Here is a 22860-nt window from a genome sequence, read left to right on the forward strand (position 1 = left end):
CAATGACCAGACCACGGCAACGCTCCGTCCCCCTCCTTCGCGAGTCCAGTTCGTCGATACAATCTCGACCTGTCCGCCGGCGTGATCCCGACCAGCCAAGCCTGCCGTTCGATGCAATGCCGTCCAGAGTGGAGCCCTGCCTGGCGTTGCTGAAGCAAACGGTGCCGCAAGGCCCGGATTGGCTCTATGAGGTGAAGTGGGACGGCTACCGATTGGCGATCCACATCGAGCCAAGGAGCATTCGCATCCTCACCCGCGGCGGCCATGACTGGACCCACCGATTCCCAACTGTCGCTGCGGGGGCAAGAGAGCTCGGTGTAACGAGCTGCATTCTCGACGGAGAAGCCGTTGTTCTCGATGAAGAGGGGCGGTCCGACTTTGGAGCGTTGCAGCGGTCGCTCGGCGGCAGAGGCGGCAAGCGAATCTCAACCGAATCCGTCTTCTGCGCCTTCGATCTGTTATATCTCGATGGTCACGACCTGACGCGCACCGAGCTCTCGGTCCGCCGTCATCTTCTGCAGGATCTGATTCCCGAGACCGAAAATGGGGCCATTCGGTTCTCGCAAGACCTGGATTTGGCTGGCGAGGAACTGCTTGAGCATGCATGCGATCTGGGGCTGGAAGGCATCATTGCCAAGCGCAGGGACAGCCCTTACCGAAGTGGTCGTCTGGGGGACTGGCAGAAGATCAAGTGCGTTCAGAGCGACAGTTTCATGATCGTCGGGTACGAGGAATCCGCCAGCACCCGCGGCGGGCTCGGCAGTCTTTTGCTTGCGGGTCGCAATGGTCAAGGCTGGATCTATGTCGGATCGGTCGGCACGGGGTTCAATCGAACGGAGGCGGAGGATTTGCGCAAGACGTTGAACCGTCTCCAAACGAAAAAACCTGTTGTGCCGCTGAAAGGAAAGCGCCTTGTCTTTTCCCAGCCGACCCTCATCGCCGAAATCGAGTTTCGCGGCTGGACGCGCGAGGGCAGTCTCCGCCACCCCTCATATAAAGGCCTTCGCGAAGTCCAGGATAATGCTGCCGTCTTTGATATGACTGATGCCACTGCGACAGGACATTCCGCGGGCGATTAAGATCTCGCCAGCACCAACTGCAGCCTGCCGTCTGGCAGTGTCACGCGGCATGTTTGCCGGTGCGGGCCAGCCTCTTGATGGCCTGTTCGAGGGGACGCTGCCCTTCACAATAGTCCTTCCAGGCCGACGACTTCGATAGCAAACCAGGCACGGTTCGGACCGTGAACCTTTTGGGGTCAAGGTCTGACTTCATCTGCGTCCACGTCAGAGGCATTGACACCGTCGCCCCCGGGCGGGCTCGGGGAGAAAGTGGCGCCACGGCCGTCGCCATGCGATCGTTGCGCAGGTAATCGAGGAAAATGCGGCCCCCCCGCAGGCTCTTCGTCATTTTGATAAGGTAGAGATCGGGGTTGTTGCGGGCCATCTGCTGGCAGAGGTCATGCGCGAAAGCCTTTGCCGCGGGCCAAGACAATGGCTTTCGCTTATTGACGGCAAGTGGGGTCACGACGTGCAAGCCCTTGCCGCCGGTCGTCTTGCAGAAGCTGACCAATCCGAGCTCTTCCAGCCGCTCGCGCATTTCGCGGGCAGCAGAAACAACCGTGGAAAAGGGAACATCAGGCCCAGGATCCAGATCGAATACCAGGCGACCAGGCACTTCCGGTTGCCCAGGTTCACAGTTCCACGGATGGAGCTCGACCGCCGCGATCTGGGCGACTGCAGCAAGCCCTTCGATGCGGTCAATCTGCAGGTATGGCTTCTTGTCGCCGAATACCTTGACCAATTCCAGCAGGCTGGATTGTCCGGGCATCGCATGACGCTGGAAGAACTGCTCACCACCAATTCCATCCGGGGCACGGATGATCGAGCAGGGCCTGCCCTTGATGTGGTCGATCATCCAGTCGCCGACCGCCTCGTAAAAGCGGGCCAGTTCTTCCTTTGTTACCGGCTCACCGTCGTTTTCATCCGGCCACAACGGTTTGTCCGGGTTTGAAATGAGGACGCCCATGACATCGGCCTTCTGAGCCCTACGGCGCGTTGATCTCTGATCGGCTCTCGGAGCCGGCTCCGCAACCTTGGCTTTAGAGGATCTTAGCGGTCGTTCTGCCTCGACTTCCTTGGCCGGCTTATCTTCGCGCAATCCTTTGAAAGCTCCTTGCCGGACAAGACCGTCGGCGGTCCAGCCCTCGAATTCGATCTCGGCGACAAGCTCGGGCTTCACCCAGACGACTTCAGCCTGCTTCTTCGGAGCGCCGGCTCCGGTGAACGGCGACTGCGCAGTCTCCAGGGCCTTCAGTTTCGGAAGCAGCGTTTCGACCTTCTTGGCGCCGTAGCCGGTCCCGACACGGCCGACATAAACAAAGTTATCGTCGCTGAAAACGCCGACGAGGAGGGAACGAAACTTGCCGTTGGTTTTGGCATAGGCACCGATGACCACCTCGTGCCCGGCACGGCATTTGGACTTCGCCCAGCTTTCCGTTCGACCGGACTGATAGGCGGCATCTGCCTGTTTTGACACGATGCCTTCCAGCGAGAGCTTGCAAGCCGACCTGAGGACGGCGTCGCCGCGGCCGGTGAAATGTTCGACGAAGCGGATGCGAGGATCGCTGCCGGCGTCCGCGAGGAGCTCCTGCAACCGCGTCTTTCGCTCGATGAGGGGCTTGAGGCGGAAATCCTCGCCGCCGTCATAGAGCAGGTCGAAGGCGAAGTAGACGAGATCACCGGTCTTGCCCTCCGACAGCGCGGCCTGCAGCGCGGCGAAGTCCGGCGCGCCGTGCTCGTCGAGAGCGCAGATTTCGCCATCGACGATACAATCTGGAAGGGCTGACGCCGCCCGGGCGATTTCGGGGTACTTGGCCGTCCAGTCGAGACCTTTCCTGGTTTTCAACGTTGCTTCGCCGCCGAGCACCCGCATCTGGATGCGATATCCATCGAATTTGATCTCGTGGATCCAGTCGTCCCCGCCGGGCGGCCGCTCCCGCTTCTCGCAAAGCTGCGGCGCGATGAAATCGGGAAGATCAACCGCCGTAGCAGTGGCGGGCTTTCCGCCTCTCGCCTCCTGCCGCTCCTCGGCAGCCAGTCCGTGATTGCTGTCCCAAACGGCGTCGGCCTGGACCTCGCCGCCTTCCACCATGAAGGGTTTTGGCTTTCGCCCCTTGCCGGCTGCGATCATTTCCATGCTGCGGCCAGACGCTACAGAGGTGATGCTTTCTTCCAGGATAGCAGCACCGTTCTCCTCGACGGAGAACTCGTCATGATGCTTGATCAACAGCCAGTTGGTACGCTTGCTGCGCTCGCGATCGTTGCGCATGCGCACCAGCACGAAGCTCCCGTGCAAACGTTCGCCCTCGAGGGTGAACTTGAAATCGCCCTTACGAAGCGCCTCTTCAGGGCTCTTCCTCCCCTCCGGCTCCCAATAGCCGCGATCCCACAGCATGACCGTGCCGCCGCCATACTGGCCTTTCGGAATAGTGCCTTCGAAGTCGCCATAATCGAGGGGATGATCTTCGACCTCAACCGCAAGGCGCTTGTCCTGTGGATCGAGCGATGGCCCTTTGGTGACAGCCCAGCTCTTGAACACGCCGTCGAGCTCGAGCCGCAGGTCGTAGTGCAGACGCGTCGCATCGTGTTTCTGAATGACAAAGCGGCGGCGGTTGCTCTTTTTGACGCGCCGCTCACCGCTGGGCTCAGCGGTCTTCTCAAAATCGCGTTTTGATCGGTAGCTCGTTAGCTTGTCGCTGGCCATGGCTGTTCCCGGACCGTTCGGTCGTCAAACGAAATAGCGGTTATCGTTGTTCCAGCCGCGGGCAGCGTTCCCGTTTGAGTTGGCACGACAGCAACTGTCCCCGCACCAATTGTATGATCGCGTACCTGATGAGCGCGAAGCTACATTCTGTAACAGAACAGGCATTGGCCGGAAACAGATGTGATACATCGACCGCCTAGCACTCCAATCGCGAGAAAGTCGCAGAACGCCAAGCGAAGGAGGCTATCCCATGACCGCTAGTGCCAATTTTTCCAAATCCCGCCCGCTGCTCGGGCGTGCGATCGCCATCGCGGTCGGATCGCTGATAACGGTGTCTTACGTGCAGTCCGCACGCGCAGAAGAAGCCGGCGTTACGACTGCCCAGACAAGACCAGCGTCGGATGAGAGTATCCGCCCATTCCGCATCCACGTCGACCAGAGCCAGCTTAATGATCTCAAGCGACGGATTGCAGAGACACGTTGGCCGGATAAGGAGACGGTCGAAGATATCTCGCAGGGCATCCAGCTGGCGCGCGTCCAGGACCTTGTGCGCTATTGGGGGACCGATTACGACTGGCGCAAAGCCGAAGAACAGCTGAACTCTCTGCCGCAGTTCGTCACGACGATCGACGGCGTCGACATTCAGTTCATTCACGTCCGCTCTCGCCATCCGAATGCTCTCCCGGTCATCCTGACGCATGGGTGGCCGGGCTCGATCTTCGAGTTCATCAAGACGATCGGACCTCTCACCGATCCCACGGCCTATGGTGGCAAGCCGGAAGATGCCTTCGACGTGATTATTCCTTCGATTCCGGGTTACGGCTTTTCCGGCCGGCCGACAGATCAGGGGTGGGGACCCGACCGTGTTGCCCGCGCCTGGGATGTGCTGGTGAAGCGCCTGGGTTACACACGCTATGTTTCGCAGGGTGGCGACCACGGCTCGGTGATCTCAGATGCCTTGGCACGGCAAGCCCCGCAAGGCTTGCTGGCCATCCATTTGAATATGCCGGCGACTGTCCCGGGCGATCTGATGCGGGGGATCAGCAGTGGCGACGCGGCCCCTGCCGGACTGTCCCCGGCGGAAAAAGGCGCTTACGACTCTCTCAGCGCCTTTTTCGGCCGGAATGCCGCCTACGGCGCCATGATGGTAACTCGGCCGCAGACGATCGGTTACTCGCTCTCGGATTCGCCGTCGGGTTTGGCGTCGTGGATCTATGAAAAATTTGTCCAATGGAGTGACAGTGACGGTGTTCCCGAACGCGTTCTGACCAGAGACGAAATGCTGAACGACATCACGCTCTACTGGTTGACCAATACCGGCGCGTCGTCTTCGCGCTTCTACTGGGAAAACAACAACAACAACTTCAGCTCGGAGACGCAGAAGACGAAGGACATCAAGATCCCTGTCGGCATCACCGTTTTTCCAAAGGAAATCTACCAGGCGCCGGAGAGCTGGAGCCGACAGGCTTATCCTTCCCTCGTTTACTATCATCAGGTGGAGCGCGGTGGACATTTTGCTGCGTGGGAGCAGCCTCAACTCTTTGCGGAAGAATTGCGGGCTGCGTTCAAATCCGTTCGTTAACTCGGCCTTTTGTGCCGGCGCGGCTCCTCACGGGGCCGCGCGACAGGTATCTCGACGTTCGATAGACATCGGGGCTCCGCCTTTAGCGAAGCGCAGCGACACGCGTGGGTCGCTGCGGGCGGCTGGTGGCCTGCACCTGCCAGGGAGCCACGACTGCCGGCATCCCGGCTTCGACGCACGCGGCCATGAAAGCCTCCCGTGCAATCAACGGCGCAATCACCCGGTTGAGGGCGCCGCGACAGGTCTTGACGGCGCGCTTGTGCCGCTCCCCATGGCCCAACGGCCATTCATTCTCAAGGAAATCCAAGGCCTCATAGACGCCCGTAAAAGTTCGCACCAAGCCGCATTGCAGCCTGACCGTCACTGGACGAGTCCAGAGCACATCGTTCAGCGGCATTTTCTTCCTCCTTTCGATGCCAGCTTTGATCCGGCGAAAAATATTGGGAATGGCTGCCGGATGTTCAAGACCGCAGCGATATTCCGTAAATGGCGTACGCTGCCTACAGGAGCAATTCTGCCTGCCGCTGTTGGATGCGTGAAAGGAGCGCAACAGCTCCTCGGCTGGACTCGCCGGGCGAGCCCGACCAACCCGGCCCGCCGAATAAGACGGCTGTCATAATGGAATCATTCGCCGAGCCGAAAAATCTTTTGCCGCTTCGCCCAGGGGGGCTATATCACTCGGGTGACTCACTGGACTGGATTGACATGACCGACACCGTTCTCGACCGCTTTCTCCGTTATGTCGTGATCGACACCCAATCCGACCCCGCCTCATCGACCCAGCCGACGACCGAAAAGCAGAAGGATCTCGGCCGGGTTCTGGTCGACGACCTGCTGAAGATCGGGCTTTCCGACGCACATCTCGATGAACACGGTTATGTCTATGCGACCATTCCTGGAAATAGCGACAAGCCGGTACCGGTCATCTGTTTCTGCTCGCACATGGATACGGCGCCCGATTTTACCGGCACGGGCGTCAAGCCGCAGATCGTGCGAAATTATGCCGGCGGCGATATCGAGCTTGTCGGCGATCCGAGCCGGGTGATCCGTGTCTCCGAGCATCCCGAGCTCAACAACCAGATCGGCAACGACATCGTCACGACTGACGGAACGACATTGCTCGGCGCCGACGACAAGGCCGGGCTGGCGGAAATCATGACCGCGGCCCAGATTCTCGTCGACAATCCCGATATCCGCCACGGGACGATCAAGATCCTGTTCACGCCCGACGAGGAAGTCGGCCGCGGCGTCAACAGGGTCGACTTGAAGAAACTCGGCGCCGACTTCGCCTATACCATGGACGGCGAGACCGCCGGCCATATCGAGGACGAAACCTTTTCGGCCGATGGCGTCGAGATCAGCATATCAGGCGTGGCGATCCATCCCGGTTTTGCCAAGGACCGCATGGAGAACGCCATCAAGATCGCCGGCGCCATCATCGACCGGCTGCCGAAGGACCTGGCGCCGGAGACGACGGAGGGCAAGCAGGGCTTCATCCATCCCGTCGGCGTGACCGGCTCGATGGAAAAGGCGTCGCTGAGCTTCATCATTCGCGATTTCACCGAGGAGGGGCTCGTAGAAAAGGAGGCGATGCTTGAATCCATCGTCAAGCAGGTGATCTCAGCCTATCCGGGCTCGACCTACAATTTCCAGGTGACCGAGCAATATCGCAACATGAAAGCGGTGCTCGACCGTCACCCCGAGATTGTCGAGAACGCGCTGGAAGCCGTACGCCGGGCCGGCATGACGCCGATGCGTGGTAGTATCCGCGGCGGCACGGACGGCTCGCGCCTCTCTTTCATGGGGCTGCCATGCCCGAACATCTTCGCCGGCGGCCATGCGTTCCATTCGCCGCTCGAATGGGTCAGCCGTCAGGACATGGAAAAGGCGGTCAAAACCATCGTTGAGCTTGCAAGGGTCTGGGAAGAGCGCGCTTAATGAGCTCTTCCTCGCCGGGACGGCGGAACTGGGTCAGCCGCCGTTCGTCGGGACAGCCCCGCGCAGCATTACGCTGTCATAGGCGGGACGGGGCGTGGGGATGGCGACCGGCATTCCTGGTTCGGGCGCGATCGAGGGTTCCGGCTGGGTCACCGGTGCCGTTATCTGCATCGGCGCCGTGCTTGCCGTGGCCATGGGATCAGGCGCCGGCAGAGGAACGGGAACGGCCGAGGGGATCAGGGCCTCGAATTGCGGCGGCAGCATGCTCTCGCCGGGCACATAATTCATCGCCACCTCATAGGAAGGCAGCGGCGCCGGCGTTTCGAGCATGCCATTGGAGTCGCGCTTCTCATAGAAGGCGTTACCGCCGGCAACCGTCACATAATGCATGTTGTCGTAGGGGAATTTCAGTCCGTCGGTGTGGAAGAACATCGCCTCCTTGACCGCGGGATGGCGCGCTCCCTTCAGCAGGATCGCATCGGCCGCGGTGGCAAGCTCCGGTTCGGCCTGCGGCTTGACTTCGCGCGTCATCACGCCGGGGGCAAACTGCTTCTTCTGGGCGACGACACCGCAGATCGATGGCGGATAGGCGCCAGACGTCAGCCTGTTCATGACGACGGTGCCGACGGCGAGATAGCCGTCTTCATCGGAATGCCGCGATTCGAAATACATCGCACGCTTCAGGCAATCGCGATCTTTTGCCGTATAATTGAAAGCGACTTTCGTCGGTTGAACCTTGGTCTTGGCCGCCGTCGTCGCCGGCTTCGGTGTTGTGGTGCAGCCCGTGGCCGCCAGTCCTACGAATAAAATCCCGATCAGGGATTTTCCAAAGGAAATCTCCGCCCTCAACGCCAAGTGCCTCCTATGGGATTAGTCCAGCCCTTTATGATTAATGCGAAAAAACTTTTACTCGTCATATGACTGAAATACAAACAACCGGAGATCACAAAAGCTAAAATCGACTCCCGCCATAGGCGACCTCGGCGGCGAGTGTCAGACTGCCTGCTGCATAATTCCGAAAATTTAACGAGTTATGCAGCGGCCCAAACTACGGCAGCCGACTTTTGCGCCTTGATCCGTCAGCTGCGAAACAGCTTCCAGCGGGTCGGCTTGAATGCCACCCGGTAGCGGTCGAGTCGGTCAGCCTCGCTCGGCGGCAGCTCGACTTCGATATGCGGGCGGTCATTGCCGATGTCGAGTTCGATATGACGGGTGCCGGCGACGCGGCGGCTGGAGACCCGCTGGCCAGCAATGCAGTTTTCCGCCGATTCGCAGAGCCTGACGTCGTGCGGGCGGAAGTAGAGCTGCGCGGGTCCATCGGGCTCACCCTCGGCATTGAGGCCGAGCGAGCGGCCTTCGAAGCGGATGTCGCCGTCCGAGATTTCGACCTGGAGGCAATTCGACTGGCCGATGAAGCCGAAGACGAAGGGTGAGTTGGGGTTGTCGTAGACCTCGTCCGGCGTGCCGACTTGTTCGATCGCGCCCTGGCTCATGACGACGACGCGGTCGGCAAGCTCCAGCGCCTCGTCCTGGTCGTGCGTAACGAAGACGGTGGTGTGGCCGGTGCGGTCGTGGATCTCGCGCAGCCATTTGCGCAGGTCCTTGCGCACCTGAGCGTCGAGCGCGCCGAAGGGTTCGTCAAGGAGCAGCACGTTCGGTTCGACGGCCATGGCGCGGGCGAGCGCCACCCGTTGGCGTTGGCCGCCGGAAAGCTGCGCCGGATACCGTGTTTCAAGGCCGGATAGCTGCACGAGTTCGAGCAGCTCCAGCGCCCGCCGGCGGATATCGGCCCTGGGCGGCCGCCGCGCGCCGCTTCTGACCTTCAGACCGAAGGAGACGTTGTCGAGCACGGTCATGTAGCGGAAGAGGGCATAATGCTGGAAAACAAAGCCGATATTGCGCTGCTGCACTGATTTCTTCGAGGCATCCTCCTCGCCGAAGAAGATCTGCCCTTCGGTCGGGCTTTCCAGCCCGGCGATCAGGCGCAGCAATGTCGTCTTTCCCGAGCCCGAGGGACCGAGCAGCGCGATCAGCTCGCCGGAGCGGATGCCGAGCGAGACATCGTGCAGTGCTGGAAAACGCTCGAATTCCTTGCGGATGTTTTGAACACGTACTTCCATTCCAAATCCTTCAATGCCGCCGGCTGGCGGATATTTCGGCGCTGTAGCGCATTTCCAGCAGCGTCTTCAAAACAAGAGTCACGAGCGCAAGCAAGGCCAAAAGCGTGGCCACGGCGAAAGCGCCGGTGAAATTATATTCGTTGTAGAGAATTTCCACCTGTAGCGGCATCGTATTCGTCTGACCGCGAATATGGCCGGAGACCACCGACACGGCGCCGAATTCGCCCATGGCGCGGGCGTTGCAGAGCAGCACCCCATAGAGCAGGCCCCATTTGATGTTCGGCAGCGTCACATACCAGAAGGTTTGCCAGCCGCTGGCGCCGAGCGAAAGCGCCGCCTCTTCGTCCGCCGTTCCCTGTTCCTGCATCAGCGGAATCAGTTCGCGGGCGACGAAGGGAAAGGTGACGAACATGGTCGCCAGAACCAGTCCCGGCACGGCGAACAGGATCTTGATCTCATAGGCGCTGAGCCATTGGCCGAGCCAGGTATTGGCGCCGAACAAGAGCACGAAGACCAGGCCGGAGATGACTGGCGACACCGAAAAAGGCAGGTCGATCAGCGTCGTCAGGAAGGCCTTGCCCTTGAATTCGAACTTGGCGATCGCCCATGCGGCGGCGACCCCGAAGGCGAGGTTGAGCGGCACGCTGATCCCGGCAACGATCAGTGTCAGGCGGATCGCCGAGAAAGTCTCTGCATCGCCGAGCGCCTCGAGGAAGGGCCCGGCGCCCTTGCGGAAAGCCTCGACGAAGACGGCCGCGAGCGGCAGCAGCAGGATCAGCAGCAGGAAGACGAGCGAAACGGCGATCAGGCTATAGCGCGCGATCCTGTGTTCGGTGGTCACCGAACGCAGCTTCACGGGTTGAACGGTCGTATCAAGCGCCATAGCCGTACCTCCGCCTGCTCCAGCTCTGGATGAGGTTGATGACCAGCAGCATGGCGAAGGAAATAATCAGCATGATTGCCGCAATGCCAGTCGCCGCCGCATAATTATACTCTTCGAGTTTGATGACGATCAGCAGCGGCGCGATCTCCGATTTGAATGGCAGGTTGCCGGCGATGAAGATGACCGAGCCATATTCACCGACGCCGCGGGCAAAGGCGAGCGCGAAGCCGGTCAGCACGGCCGGCGCCAGCCCTGGCAGCAGCACGCGGAAAATCGTCTGCAAGCGGTTGGCGCCGAGCGTTGCCGCGGCTTCTTCCACCTCCTTGTCGATTTCCTCCATGACCGGCTGCACGGTGCGAACCACGAAGGGCAGACCGACGAAGATCAGCGCCACGACGATGCCGGCCGGGGTGAAGGCGATCTTGATGCCGAGCGGCGTCAGAAACTGGCCGATCCAGCCGTTCGGCGCATAAAGCGTGGTCAGCGCGATACCGGCAACGGCGGTCGGCAGCGCGAAGGGCAGGTCGACCATGGCATCGATAACGCGCTTGCCGGGGAAGCGGTAGCGCACCAGCACCCAGGCGAGGATGATGCCGAACACGGCATTGACAACAGCGGCGAGGAAGGCGCTGCCGAAGCTGATGCGCAGCGCATTCAGCGTGCGCGGATCGAGCGCGATCGACCAGAATTTCTCCCAGCCGAGCGCGCTCGACCGGATGGCAAGGCCGGAGAGCGGAATGAGGATCAGAAGGGTGAGCCAGGTCAAGGTAAGGCCGAGCGCCATTCCGAAACCCGGAATGACGCTCGGCCGCCTGAACCGCCACCGCGTGGGGCTATGTGCTTTCATGAAGTCTATTATTGGGCCGGCTTGTAGATTTGGTCAAATACGCCGCCATCGCCGAAGAACTTCGGCTGCGCTTCCTTCCAGCCGCCGAAATCGTCGATGGTGGCGAGCGTCAGCTTCGGGAACCGGGCGATGTCGGCCGGATCGGCGGCTTCGGGCTTGGTCGGCCGATAATAATGCTTGGCGGCGATCTTCTGGCCTTCGTCGGAATAGAGGTAGTTGAGATAGGCTTCGGCGACCTTTCGGGTGCCTTTCTTGTCGACATTGCCGTCGACGACGGCGACCGGCGGGTCGGCCCGGATGGAGAAGCTCGGTGTGACGATCTCGAACTGGTCGGGCCCGAGCTCTTCAAGCGAGAGATAGGCTTCGTTTTCCCAGGCGAGCAGCACGTCGCCGAGGCCGCGCTGGACGAAAGTGGTCGTGGCGCCGCGCGCGCCGGTATCGAGGACCGGAACATGCTGCAGCAGCTTGCCGACGTAATCCTGCGCCTTGGCGTCGTCGCCGCCATTCGCCTGCTTGGCCCATGCCCAGGCGGCGAGGAAGTTCCAGCGGGCGCCGCCCGATGTCTTCGGGTTCGGCGTGATCACCTGCACGTCGTCCTTGATCAGGTCGCCCCAATCCTTGATGCCCTTCGGGTTGCCCTTGCGGACCAGGAAGACGATCGTCGAGGTGTAGGGCGTCGAATTGTTCGGGAGCTTGGCTTTCCAGTCGACCGGGATCTTGCCGGTCGCCTTGGCGATGGCGTCGATATCGCCTTCGAGGGCAAGCGTCACGACGTCGGCGTCGAGGCCGTCGATGACAGAGCGCGCCTGGGCACCGGAGCCGCCATGCGAGGCCTTGATCGCCACGTCCTCACCATTGTCCTTCTGCCACTTCGCGGCGAAAGCAGCATTAAAATCCTTATATAATTCGCGTGTCGGATCATAGGACACGTTAAGCAGCGTCTGATCCGCGAATGCCGGAGCAACGCTGCCGATCGCGAAGCTGCCTGCCATGACCGCAGCCGCGAGGAGCCGGGTGAGCCGTTGTGTCTGCATGAGAACCCTCCTGTTTCTGTCTTACCTCTATCAAGTCAGTCGTATAATGAAACGAAACGTCTTCCTGTTCTGGCGGGTCTGATAGAATGTCATTCCATTTGAAGGGCGAATTTGAAATGGCCGTGCCGGAGTTGGCCGCGGCCAATCCCGCTGCCGCTCTCTGGCTGCCGCAAAACCGTGTTTTTTTGGCCACAGTTCCTCCACATCAGGCACGGGCGAGGCAGATTTTCGCCCGGATTTTGCCGCGGTGACACTTGTGGATTCCTATATGGCGGCGGTGCGGTCGTATTCGCCGACCGTTACGTGGGGGCATCCCTTGAAATGCGCCTCGCATTCCAACCTGTTAGGGCCATTCAAAATGAATATCAGAACTATCCTTTTTGCCTCCGTTGCCGCCCTTGCCGCGGCCTCCGGAGCACGCGCAGCCGACGCCATCGTGGCGGCGGAACCCGAGCCCGTGGAATATGTTCGCGTTTGCGATGCCTACGGCACCGGCTATTTTTATATTCCGGGAACGGAAACATGCCTTTCGATCGGCGGTTACATCCGTACCGAAGTTCGCTTCGGTGACAACATCGCCGGCGATTCCGACGTAAACTTCTGGACTCGCGGTCAGGTCACCTTCCAGGCGAAGAACGACACCGAATACGGCACGCTCACCGGCGTCATGACGCTGCGTTACAACGTCGACAACGCCTCCGATCAGGAAGCGCTGCTGGACGAAGGCTATCTCGACATTGCCGGTTTCCGCGTCGGTAAGCTCTATAGCTGGTGGGACGACGACATGAGCGGCGAGACCGACACGCTCGCCAGCAACGAGACCACCCACAACTCGATCCGTTATCAGTACGAGAGCGGCGCTTTCGCCGCCGGCCTCTCGGTCGACGAGCTGGAAGAAGACTATGCCACCAAGCCGGGCGAAGGCCCGAACAACTTCGGTGTTGCAGGCCAGGTCTCCTACAAGGCCGGCGCCATCAGCGCATACCTGCTTGCCGGTTATGACACGGATACCAGCGAAGTCGCTGTCCGTGGTATCGTCTATGCCGACATCGGCCCCGGCACGCTCGGCATCGCCGGCATCTGGGCAAGCGGCGCCAACTACTACTACGAAGAGTCCGAGTGGACGATCGCAGCAGAATACGCCTTGAAGATCAACGACAAGTGGAAGATCACTCCCGGCTTCCAGTACTTCGAAAACATCGCTCTCGAGGCTGACGGCAATGGCTTCACCGGCGGTAGCGCCTACACCACAGGTGTCACGATCGACTACCAGATCGTCGAAGACCTGCGTTCGAAGCTCAGCGTGCAGTATCACGATGAAGACGAAGGCGACGACGAAGTGTTCGGCTTCCTGCGCTTCCAGCGCGATTTCTAAGATCGCCTGATTGCAGACGAGCGGCGCGGCCTTCGGGCCGCGCCTTTTTCATGCCCGCGAACTGGAGATGAAATCGGAATAGAATTCGTCGGCCGTCCTTGCCTTGCGCATGGCGGCGAGCACGCCGTCCGATTGCAGCCGCCGGGCGATGGCGGATAGCACGTTCAGATATTCGCCGCGGTTGTTCTCCCCGAAAAGCAGCACGACGGCGATGTCGGCCGGGATATCGTCGATCGCCTCGAAATCCAGCGGCCGGGAAAAGCGGAAGAGCAGACCGCGCGGGCTGCTCATGGTCTCGATCGCCGCGTGCGGAATGGCGATGCCGTTCCCGATCCCGGTGGAGCCAAGCTTTTCGCGGGTTTCGAGCGCCTTCAGGATGATCTGCGCATCGATCGAAAAGGCCATGGCCGCCTTGTCGGCGATGGTCTGCAGCGCCCGCCATTTCGTCGGAGCCGACACGCCGATGAAAGTGTGTTCCGGCCGGATGATGCTGGGAAGGTTCATGTCATTCTCAATATAGACGGCTCGAAGATCGGCAAGGGGGAAGGGGAGGGATGTCAGTCCGGTTCTCTGAGCCGGTAGCCGACGCCGGTCTCGGTGGTAATATAGTGTGGTTGATCGGGAATTTTCTCGACCTTTTGCCTGATCTGTCTGATGTAGACGCGCAGATATTGCACGTCAGCCGCCGGCCCCCATACCTGCTTCAAAAGAAACTGGTGTGTCAGCACCTTGCCAGCATACTGGGCCAGCACGCGCAGAATGTCGTACTCCTTCGGCGACAGTTTTAGTTCCTCGCCGTCGACCTTGACGATGCGCTTGACGAGGTCGATCGACAGCCCGCCGGTCTGGAAAATCGCTCTTTCCCCCTGCTGCTGCAGCCGGTGGCGCAGCGCCACGCGGATACGGGCGCCGAGTTCGTTGATGCCGAAGGGCTTGGTGACATAATCGTCGGCGCCGCTTTCCAGCGCCTTGACGATGCCGGCCTCGTCGGTGCGGCTGGACAGGATGACAACAGGCATGGAAAGCCCTCCGTCGCGCCACTCCTGCAAGAGGTCATGGCCCGGCATGTCGGGCAGGCCAAGGTCGAGCACGACGAGGTCGGGCATGTCGTCGGCGACTGACTGGCGGGCGCTTTCGGCATTCGGCGCTTCCTGCACGTCATAGCCCTGCGCGGTCAGGCCGACGCGGAGCAGCTTGCGGATCGGAGGCTCGTCGTCGACGACGAGGATTTTGACGGCTGAACCGGTCATTTGAGTTCATCCAGTTTCGGAATGTCGTTGGGTTTCGGCAGGCGGATGGTAAAGACGGCGCCTGGGCGGCCACGCCGGTTTCCGGCCGTGATCGTGCCGCCCATCGCCTCGATGAAGCCGCGGCAGATGGACAGGCCAAGCCCGGTGCCGGCGCGCACCTGGTCGCCCTTGCGCACCCGGTAGAAAGTGTCGAAGACGCGGGCAAGGTCGGCCGGCGGAATGCCCGGGCCTTCGTCCGAAACCTGCACGACGACATTGTCGGCATCGGCCCAGCCTTCGATTTGGATCACCGATCCCGCAGGCGCGTATTTGGCGGCATTGTCGAGAAGGTTGAAGATCACCTGCTCGAACAGGACAGGATCGACCCGCACCATCGGCAGCTCGGCGGGCATGCTCATCTCGGTCTTGTGATGCTCGAGGATCTTTGCGGCGCGGGCGAGCGCCGTGCCGACGATATCGCCGGCATAGTGCAGCGCAGAGTTCGGCTCCATTGCGCCGGACTCGATCTTGGTCATGTCGAGCAGATTGGCGATGAAGCGGTTGAGGCGCTCCGATTCGTCGACGACGGTGGAAAGCAGGTCGGCGCGATCCTCCTCCGGCATCGAGGCGAAGTAATCGCGCAGGGTGCCGGCGGCGCCGAGGATGGCGGCAAGCGGCGTCTTCAGATCATGCGAGATCGAGGTGAGCAAAGCCGAGCGCAGCCGGTCGGCTTCAGCCGCAAGTCTTGCCCGGTCGACGTCGGCGACGAGCTGGACGCGTTCGATGGCAAGGGCCGCCTGGTCGGCCAGCGCATCGAGCAGCCGCTGCTGCTCGGGCGTCAGCAGGGGCCCTTCGCGGCGGTCGCTGTCGAGACCGATGACGCCGACGGCAGTGCGCCCGGTTCGGAGCGGCACATAGAGGCGCTTGGCGCCGGGCAGGGTGTCGGCGCCGCGGCCGGCGGCGTGATTGTGCTCCCAGGCCCAGCGGGCGGCGGCGATATCGGCATCGTCGAGCGTATCGTCGGGCGGATAACCTGCCTTGACGGCGATGGTGCCCTCCTCGGGCAGCAGCAGCACGACGCGAACCTTCAGCATCGAGGCGAGCTGGAAGGCGGTAGCCCAGAGCACGTCGTCGAGCGTGCCGGTGCCGGCGAGTTTTTTCGAGAAGAGATAGAGATCTTCCGTCGTGCGCGCCCGCTGCCGGGCGGCGGCGGCCTGGCGCTGCACGGTCGCGGTCACGTTGCTGGCGATGACGGCGACGCCGAGGAAGAAGAAGAAGGCGAGCACGCTTTCCGGATCGCTGATCGTCAGCGTGTAGCGCGGCGGCAGGAAGAAGAAGTTGAAGGACAGCGCGCCGAGAATGCAGCTGTAGAGCGCCGGCCGCAGGCCGTGGAGGACGGCGGAGGTCAGCACCGCCATCAGGAAGACCAGGGCGAGGTTGCGCACATCGAGCACCTGGTCGAGCACGATGCTGACGCCGAGCGCGATGGCGACATAGACGGTCGCCAGCAGATAGGCTCTGAAATCCAGTTGCGGCGCAGCGGCGGCGGCCTTGATGCCGCGCGCGGTGGTGCCGTCCTTCTCGGTGCCCGAGATGACATGGACGCTGATCTCGCCGGTCTTGCGGATCAGCTCGTCGGTGATCGAGCGGCCCCACCAGTCGCGCCATGTCGGCTTCTTCGGCGCGCCAATGACGATATGGGTGACGTTGTTGGCGGTGGCGTGGCGGACGAGTTCTTCGGCCACCTCCCGGCCGGGAATGGTGATCGCCTCGCCGCCGAGCTGTTCGGCAAGCCGCAGTGTGGAGGCGATCGTATCGCGCTCGGCTTCGCTCAGGTTGATCGAGCGGTGGGTCTCGATATAGACGGCCGCCCAAGGCGCCCGCAGCCGCGAGGCCATGCGCGAGGCGTAGCGCACCAGAGAGGCCGAGCGCGGGTGATGATCGACGGAGACGAGGACCCGTTCGCCCGCCGCCCAGGGGCCCGATATAGCGTGGGCCTGCATGTGGGTCAGCAACTGGTCGTCGACGCGCTGGGCGGTCTTGCGCAGCGCCAGCTCGCGGAGCGCCGTCAGGTTGCCCGGCGTGAAATAATTGGTCAGAGCCCGCTCGGCGGTGCGCGGTATGTAGACCTTGCCGTCATGCAGGCGCTTGATCAGATCATCCGGCGTCAGATCGATGATCTCGACATCGTCGGCCAGGTCGATGATCGAATCCGGCACGGTCTCGCGCACCCGGATGCGGGTGATCTGCGAGACGACGTCGTTCAGGCTCTCGACATGCTGGATGTTGAGCGTCGTATAGACGTCGATGCCGCGATCGAGCAGCTCCTTGACGTCGAGGTAACGTTTCGGATGGCGGCTGCCCTCGGCATTGGTGTGGGCGAGTTCGTCGACGAGCACGAGATCCGGCCGGCGGGTGAGGATGCCGTCGAGGTCCATTTCCTCGAGCAGCCGTCCCTTATAGTCGATTTCGACGCGGGGGATGATCTCGAAGCCCACGACGAGCGCCTGGGTCTCCTTGCGGCCATGGGTTTCGACGACGCCGATGACGACGTCGAGACCATCGGCGATCTTGGCGCGGCCGGAGATCAGCATCTCGTAGGTCTTGCCGACGCCGGGAGCGGCGCCGAGGAAAATCTTCAGGCGGCCGCGCATCTCCGCCCGGGCTTTTTCGAGAAGCGCATCGGGCGATGGCCTGCCGGCCTGGTCGCGATTGTCGTCTGGCATGCGTGTGGTCTTTCTGCAGATGCCTGTGCTTGAGGATGGGTTCTCCTCGCGACCCCCCGTTAAATCACTTCAGTCGACGGGCCGACGTCGCTTGGCTCAGTTGGCGGAAGGCATTCCGGGGCCTCTAGCCGCGAATAGCTCTTTATGCTCGCCCCGCCCTCCGTCATGCTCGCCTTGAGCCGAGCATCCATAGGGCATCCACCAGGAGCCCGCGGCATGGATCCTCGGGTCACGCCCGAGGATGACGGAGAGTGAGGTTGGCCTTCTCGCCAAAGCCGCCCCGACCAGCAAGCGCACCGCGTCTCGGATGCTCATCAGGCCGACTGCTTACTCTCGACCCAGCCAACCAAACTCACTCAGTCATAGAAGCATCAAGGCTCTGGTTCAACGCCAGAACATTGACCCTGGGTTCGCCGAGAATGCCGAGTTCGCGGTGGTTAACGGCGCCGTCGACCAGCGCCTTCACTTTGGCCTCGTCAAGGCTGCGCGCCTTGGCGACACGGGCCACCTGCAAATAGGCGGCCTCCGGCGAAATATCGGGATCGAGGCCGCTGCCCGAGGCGGTGACGAGGTCAGTCGGCACCTCGGCAGTCGGGTTTTCGGCCTTGGCCGCCTCATAGTCGCCCTTGACCCGGTCGATCAGCTTCCGGCTGGTCGGGCCGAGGTTGGAGCCGCTGGAGGCGGCGGCATTGTAGCCGTCGCCGGCGGCCGAGGGACGGCCGTGGAAATATCTGTCGCTGGTGAATGCCTGGCCGATCAGCGTCGAGCCGATCACCTGGCCGTTCTTCTCGACGAGGCTGCCGTTCGCCTGGGTGGGGAACAGTGCCTGGGCCGCACCGGTCATGGCAAGGGGATAGAGAAGGCCGGTGATCACGGTGGTGGCAAGGATCATGACGACGGCCGGGCGGAATTCTTTCAACATTATTCTGCTCCTTGGTGAGTTCACGCGGAGACCGGTTCCGGTGAGGAACCAGATCTTCCGCTAGGCAAGGCCGAGAGCGGCGACGGCCATGTCGATCGCCTTGATTCCGATGAAGGGGACGATGATGCCGCCGAGGCCGTAAATCAGCAGGTTGCGCGACAGCAGCGCGCCGGCGCCGATCGGGCGGTAGCGCACGCCCTTCAGCGACAGCGGGATCAGCGCAATGATGATCAATGCGTTGAAGATGATCGCCGAGAGGATGGCGCTTTGCGGCGTCGACAGTCCCATGACGTTGAGCACGCCGAGCTGCGGGTAGAAGGTCAGGAACATCGCCGGGATGATGGCGAAGTATTTGGCGATGTCGTTGGCGATCGAGAAGGTCGTCAGCGCGCCGCGCGTCATCAAAAGCTGCTTGCCGATCTCGACGATCTCGATGAGCTTGGTCGGGTCGCTGGCGAGATCGACCATGTTGCCGGCCTCGCGGGCGGCGACCGTGCCGGTGTTCATGGCGACGCCGACATCGGCCTGGGCAAGCGCAGGGGCATCGTTGGTGCCGTCGCCGCACATGGCGACCAGCTTGCCCTTGGCCTGTTCCTCGCGCATCAGCGCCAGTTTCATCTCCGGCGTTGCCTGGGCGAGGAAATCGTCGACGCCGGCTTCGGCGGCGATGGCCGCTGCCGTCAGCGGGTTGTCGCCTGTTATCATCACCGTGCGGATGCCCATGCGGCGCAGCTCCGTGAAGCGTTCGCGGATGCCGCCTTTGACGATGTCCTTCAACTGGATGATGCCGAGCAGGCGGCCATCGCGGGCAACGGCGAGCGGCGTGCCGCCCGATTTGGCGACCTCGTCGGCGATCGACTGCAGCTCGCGCACGACCTCGCTGCCGTTTTTCGAGGGGGCGTCGCTATTGACGTAGGTCAGCACCGTATCGACCGCCCCCTTGCGGATCGAGGCGCCTTCGAGATCGACGCCGCTCATGCGGGTCTGGGCGGTGAAGGGGACGAAGGTCGCCTTGAGGCTCGCCATGTCGCGGCCGCGGATCGCATATTTCTCCTTGGCGAGCACGACGATGGAGCGGCCTTCCGGCGTTTCGTCGGCAAGCGAGGCGAGCTGGGCGGCGTCGGCGAGGTCCTGTTCGGAGACGCCGCGCACCGGCCGGAAGTTCGTCGCCTGGCGGTTGCCGAGGGTGATCGTCCCCGTCTTGTCGAGCAGCAGCGTATCGACGTCGCCGGCGGCTTCAACCGCGCGGCCGGACATGGCGAGCACGTTGAAGCGCACGAGGCGGTCCATGCCGGCAATGCCGATCGCCGACAAAAGCGCGCCGATCGTCGTCGGGATCAGGGTGACGAAGAGGGCGACGAGCACGATGATCGGGATCGAGCCGCCGGCATAGATGGCAAAACTCGGGATCGTCGCGGTGGCGAGCACGAAGATCAGCGTCATGCCGGCAAGCAGGATGTTGAGCGCGATCTCGTTCGGCGTCTTCCGGCGCTCAGCGCCTTCGACCAGCGAAATCATCCGATCAAGGAAGGTCGCGCCGGCCGCCGCGGTGATGCGCACGCGGATCCAGTCGGACAGCACCTGGGTGCCGCCGGTGACGGCCGAGCGGTCGCCGCCGGATTCGCGGATGACCGGGGCGGATTCGCCCGTGATCGCCGCTTCGTTGACAGAGGCGACACCTTCGATCACCTCGCCGTCCGACGGGATGATGTCGCCGGCCTCGACAAGCACGATATCGCCGACCTTGAGGCTGGTGCCCGGCACCATGCGATAGTCGTTGCCATTATTGCCGGTCAGCAGTTTCGCCTGGGTTTCGGTACGCGCCTTGCGCAGCGAATCCGCCTGCGCCTTGCCGCGGCCTTCGGCGACGGCTTCGGCGAAATTGGCAAAGAGCACGGTGAACCAGAGCCAGAGATTGATCTGGAAGGAGAAGCCGAGATTGCCGTTGCCGGTGACGAGGTCGCGCAAGAAAAGCATGGTGGTGAGCACCGAGACCGTGGCCACCACGAACATGACAGGATTTCTGGCCAGCGCGCGCGGGTCGAGCTTTTTCAAGGCGGCGCCGACGGCCGGAACGAGAATGCGAGAATCGATGATGCTCGCGGTTTTTGCCTGGCTCATAAGAGGCTCCAGCTTTGAAACGAGGATGGTGAACGAAACCTGCATCGTCTCAGTAAGTCTGTCCGGCGAGGCCGACGAGGTGCTCGACGACGGGCCCGAGCGCCAGCGCCGGGAAGAACGTCAGGCCGCCGACGATCAGGATCGTGCCGACGAGCAGGCCGACGAAGAGCGGGCCGTCCGTCGGGAAGGTGCCTGCAGAAGCCGGAACCCTCTTCTTGGTGATCAACGAACCGGCAATGGCGAGAGCCGGGATGATGACCAGGAAGCGGCCGGCGAGCATGCCGATGCCGAGCGTCACGTTGTACCAGGGCGTGTTGCCGGTCAGGCCGCCGAAGGCCGAGCCATTATTGGCCGCAGCCGAGGTATAGGCATAGAGGATTTCGGAGAAGCCGTGCGGACCGGCGGTGCCGACCGAGGCGACGGCGGAGGGCAGCACCGTGGCGATCGCGGTGAAGACAAGCATGGCGAGCGGCAGGCAGAGGATGGCGAGGACGGCCATCTTCATTTCCTTCGCCTCGATCTTCTTGCCGAGATATTCCGGTGTGCGGCCGACCATCAGGCCGGCGACGAAGACGGCGACGATGATGAACAGCAGGATGCCGTAGAAGCCGGCGCCGACACCGCCGACGATGATCTCGCCGAGCTGCATGTTGATCAGCGGAATGAGGCCGCCGAGCGCGGTGAAGCTGCCATGCATGGCGTTGATCGCTCCGCAGGAGGCGGCGGTGGTGATGACGGCAAAGAGCGACGAAAGCGCCAAGCCGAAGCGGACCTCCTTGCCTTCCATGTTGCCACCGTGGAGGCCGAAGGCATGCATCAGCGGATTGCCGGCGGCTTCCGCCCAATAGGTGACGACAACGCCGGCAAGGAACAGCACGCCCATCGTGGCAAGGATCGCCCAGCCCTGGCGCTGGTTGCCGACCATGCGGCCGAAGACATTGGTCAGCGCTACGCCGATGGCGAAGATCGAGACCATCTGGATGAGGTTGGAGATCGCGTCCGGGTTTTCGAACGGATGGGCGGAATTGACGTTGAAGAAGCCGCCGCCATTGGTGCCGAGCATCTTGATCGCAAGCTGCGAGGCGACGGGGCCGAGGGCGATCGACTGCTTGGCGCCTTCGAGCGTCGTCGCATTGACATAGGGTCCGAGCGTCTGCGGCACGCCGAGATAGACATAGGCGAGCGTCAGCACGATCGAGATCGGCAGTAGCACATAGAGGGTTGCCCTGGTCATATCGACCCAGAAATTGCCGATGGCCTTGCCGGAAGCGCGCGAGAAGGCGCGGATGAATGCGATCGCGATGGCAATCCCCGTCGCTGCGGAGACGAAGTTCTGGACGGTGAAGCCGGCCATCTGGGTGAAATAGGACATGGTGCTTTCGCCGCCGTAGTTCTGCCAATTCGTATTGGTGACGAAGCTGACGGCGGTGTTGAAGGAAAGCTCCGGCGGGACGGCCGCCATGCCGGCCGGGTTATAGGGTAGGCCGGCCTGCAGCCGCTGCAGCGCATAAAGCACGATGACGCCGAGAAGATTGAACGTCAGCATGGCGAAGGCGTAGGAGGTCCAATGCTGCTCCTCGCTCTCGCTGGTGCCGGCGACGCGGTAAAGCCCGCGTTCGATGGGAACGAGGACCGGGGAGAGGAAAGTGCGTTCGCCGCTGAAGACACGCGTCATATAGCCGCCGAGCGGTTTGACGAGCGCAAGAACGATCCCGCAATAAAGCAGGATCTGAAGCCATCCGTTGAGGGTCATGGAGGTAGACTTTCTGTAACCGGACGCCTCGCAACTGGAAGCGCCGGCTTTCTTCAAAAGCGCTCAGGGCGAAGCAGAGCGTAGGTGAGGTAAAGGGTGAGAAACACGGTCACCGCGCCGCTCAAGAGATAATCGAGGGTCATGGCGTTCTCCCGCTAAAGCCTGTCGCAGGCTCTGGTGTAGGCAAAGCACAGCGCGAAGAAGATGATCGCAGTGCCGAGTAGAATGATATCCATCATGATCGTGACTCCTGTCGTTCGTCCTGGAGTCAGACAAGACAAAGGGCGCCATCCCCCGGGGCGGGCCGCCTTTCATGCTATCTGGCGTGGAGATGATCGTTCGATCTCTCGGCCATGAATATGGAGCGGAAGGGCATAAAGGTTCGAGACGGGCCGGCGGCCGTCTATATAAAAATGTTATAAAGTCTTTTCAGTAAGCGAGCTAGGCTGTGGTGACAAATTAACGAATTGGGATTCCGTTTGAGGAGCAAATCAGATTCAACGCTGACTTTTGGAGGTCAGCGATGGAAGGTGAAGTTCTCCGGGACGATCAGTGGGATCTGTTGAAG

At 61.9% G+C, this 22860-nt stretch carries 18 protein-coding genes; 4 read left to right on the forward strand and 14 right to left on the reverse strand.

Translation table 11 applies throughout. The features are described from left to right. Window positions 1-2: 2 nt before the first annotated feature. Window positions 3-1079, forward strand: a complete 1077-nt coding sequence (gene ligD / locus A7X77_RS26265; RefSeq protein WP_064685767.1) for a non-homologous end-joining DNA ligase — start codon at window positions 3-5, stop codon at window positions 1077-1079. Window positions 1080-1119: 40 nt separating this feature from the next. On the opposite strand, the gene ligD (A7X77_RS26270) is transcribed toward ligD (A7X77_RS26265), so the two are convergent. Then, window positions 1120-3762: a DNA ligase D gene (gene ligD / locus A7X77_RS26270; RefSeq protein WP_064685768.1), complete on the reverse strand. Its 2643-nt coding sequence runs from the start codon at window positions 3760-3762 to the stop codon at window positions 1120-1122. 250 nt (window positions 3763-4012) lie between these two features. On the opposite strand from ligD (A7X77_RS26270), the gene A7X77_RS26275 reads away from it, so the two are divergent. After that, a complete protein-coding gene (locus A7X77_RS26275; protein ID WP_064685769.1) occupies window positions 4013-5344 on the forward strand; it encodes an epoxide hydrolase family protein in 1332 nt (443 codons plus the stop codon). 82 nt (window positions 5345-5426) lie between these two features. Here A7X77_RS26275 and A7X77_RS26280 read toward each other — a convergent pair whose 3' ends face one another. After that, on the reverse strand, window positions 5427-5741 hold the full coding sequence (locus tag A7X77_RS26280; protein ID WP_064685770.1) for a DUF982 domain-containing protein: 315 nt from the start codon (window positions 5739-5741) through the stop codon (window positions 5427-5429). 308 nt (window positions 5742-6049) lie between these two features. Between A7X77_RS26280 and pepT the strand changes: the two genes are divergently transcribed. Beyond that, window positions 6050-7282, forward strand: coding sequence for a peptidase T (gene pepT / locus A7X77_RS26285; protein WP_064685771.1), 1233 nt, complete (start codon window positions 6050-6052; stop codon window positions 7280-7282). Between the two features lie 33 nt (window positions 7283-7315). On the opposite strand, the gene A7X77_RS26290 is transcribed toward pepT, so the two are convergent. From A7X77_RS26290 to A7X77_RS26310, 5 genes are all read right to left on the reverse strand, one after another. Then, a complete protein-coding gene (locus A7X77_RS26290) occupies window positions 7316-8131 on the reverse strand; it encodes a cell wall hydrolase (RefSeq protein ID WP_064685772.1) in 816 nt (271 codons plus the stop codon). 230 nt (window positions 8132-8361) lie between these two features. Beyond that, window positions 8362-9402 (reverse strand): sulfate/molybdate ABC transporter ATP-binding protein, encoded by a 1041-nt coding sequence (locus tag A7X77_RS26295; protein WP_064685773.1) that lies wholly within the window; start codon window positions 9400-9402, stop codon window positions 8362-8364. A 10-nt stretch (window positions 9403-9412) separates the two neighbouring features. Beyond that, a complete protein-coding gene (gene cysW, locus A7X77_RS26300; RefSeq protein WP_064685774.1) occupies window positions 9413-10285 on the reverse strand; it encodes a sulfate ABC transporter permease subunit CysW in 873 nt (290 codons plus the stop codon). Then, window positions 10275-11132: a sulfate ABC transporter permease subunit CysT gene (gene cysT / locus A7X77_RS26305; protein WP_064685775.1), complete on the reverse strand. Its 858-nt coding sequence runs from the start codon at window positions 11130-11132 to the stop codon at window positions 10275-10277. Before cysT ends, cysW begins: the two co-directional genes overlap by 11 nt. 8 nt (window positions 11133-11140) lie before the next feature. After that, window positions 11141-12166 (reverse strand): sulfate ABC transporter substrate-binding protein, encoded by a 1026-nt coding sequence (locus A7X77_RS26310; protein WP_064685776.1) that lies wholly within the window; start codon window positions 12164-12166, stop codon window positions 11141-11143. A 358-nt stretch (window positions 12167-12524) separates the two neighbouring features. Here A7X77_RS26310 and A7X77_RS26315 point away from each other — a divergent pair, with 358 nt between their 5' ends. Next, window positions 12525-13541: a porin gene (locus A7X77_RS26315; protein WP_064685777.1), complete on the forward strand. Its 1017-nt coding sequence runs from the start codon at window positions 12525-12527 to the stop codon at window positions 13539-13541. A gap of 48 nt (window positions 13542-13589) precedes the next feature. Here the strand turns inward: A7X77_RS26315 and A7X77_RS26320 are convergent, their stop codons facing one another. The 7 genes from A7X77_RS26320 to kdpF form a co-directional block, all read right to left on the reverse strand. Further along, window positions 13590-14045, reverse strand: coding sequence for a PTS sugar transporter subunit IIA (locus A7X77_RS26320; RefSeq protein ID WP_064685778.1), 456 nt, complete (start codon window positions 14043-14045; stop codon window positions 13590-13592). A gap of 53 nt (window positions 14046-14098) precedes the next feature. Continuing rightward, window positions 14099-14791 (reverse strand): response regulator transcription factor, encoded by a 693-nt coding sequence (locus A7X77_RS26325; protein ID WP_064685779.1) that lies wholly within the window; start codon window positions 14789-14791, stop codon window positions 14099-14101. Further along, the gene (locus A7X77_RS26330; protein WP_064685780.1) at window positions 14788-17496 is read right to left on the reverse strand and encodes a sensor histidine kinase; all 2709 of its coding nucleotides are present in this window, start codon (window positions 17494-17496) and stop codon (window positions 14788-14790) included. The genes A7X77_RS26325 and A7X77_RS26330 overlap by 4 nt, the downstream gene beginning before the upstream one ends. 352 nt (window positions 17497-17848) lie before the next feature. After that, window positions 17849-18418, reverse strand: coding sequence for a potassium-transporting ATPase subunit KdpC (gene kdpC / locus A7X77_RS26335; protein ID WP_064685781.1), 570 nt, complete (start codon window positions 18416-18418; stop codon window positions 17849-17851). A gap of 60 nt (window positions 18419-18478) precedes the next feature. Continuing rightward, the gene (gene kdpB / locus A7X77_RS26340) at window positions 18479-20539 is read right to left on the reverse strand and encodes a potassium-transporting ATPase subunit KdpB (protein WP_064685795.1); all 2061 of its coding nucleotides are present in this window, start codon (window positions 20537-20539) and stop codon (window positions 18479-18481) included. Between the two features lie 49 nt (window positions 20540-20588). Then, complete coding sequence (gene kdpA, locus A7X77_RS26345) at window positions 20589-22292, reverse strand: potassium-transporting ATPase subunit KdpA (RefSeq protein ID WP_064685782.1); 1704 nt, start codon at window positions 22290-22292, stop codon at window positions 20589-20591. A gap of 53 nt (window positions 22293-22345) precedes the next feature. Beyond that, window positions 22346-22435, reverse strand: coding sequence for a K(+)-transporting ATPase subunit F (gene kdpF, locus A7X77_RS26350; RefSeq protein ID WP_064685783.1), 90 nt, complete (start codon window positions 22433-22435; stop codon window positions 22346-22348). Window positions 22436-22860 lie beyond the last annotated feature (425 nt).

The sequence above is a fragment of the Rhizobium bangladeshense genome, from assembly GCF_001662075.1.
GTDB classification, from domain to species: domain Bacteria; phylum Pseudomonadota; class Alphaproteobacteria; order Rhizobiales; family Rhizobiaceae; genus Rhizobium; species Rhizobium bangladeshense_B.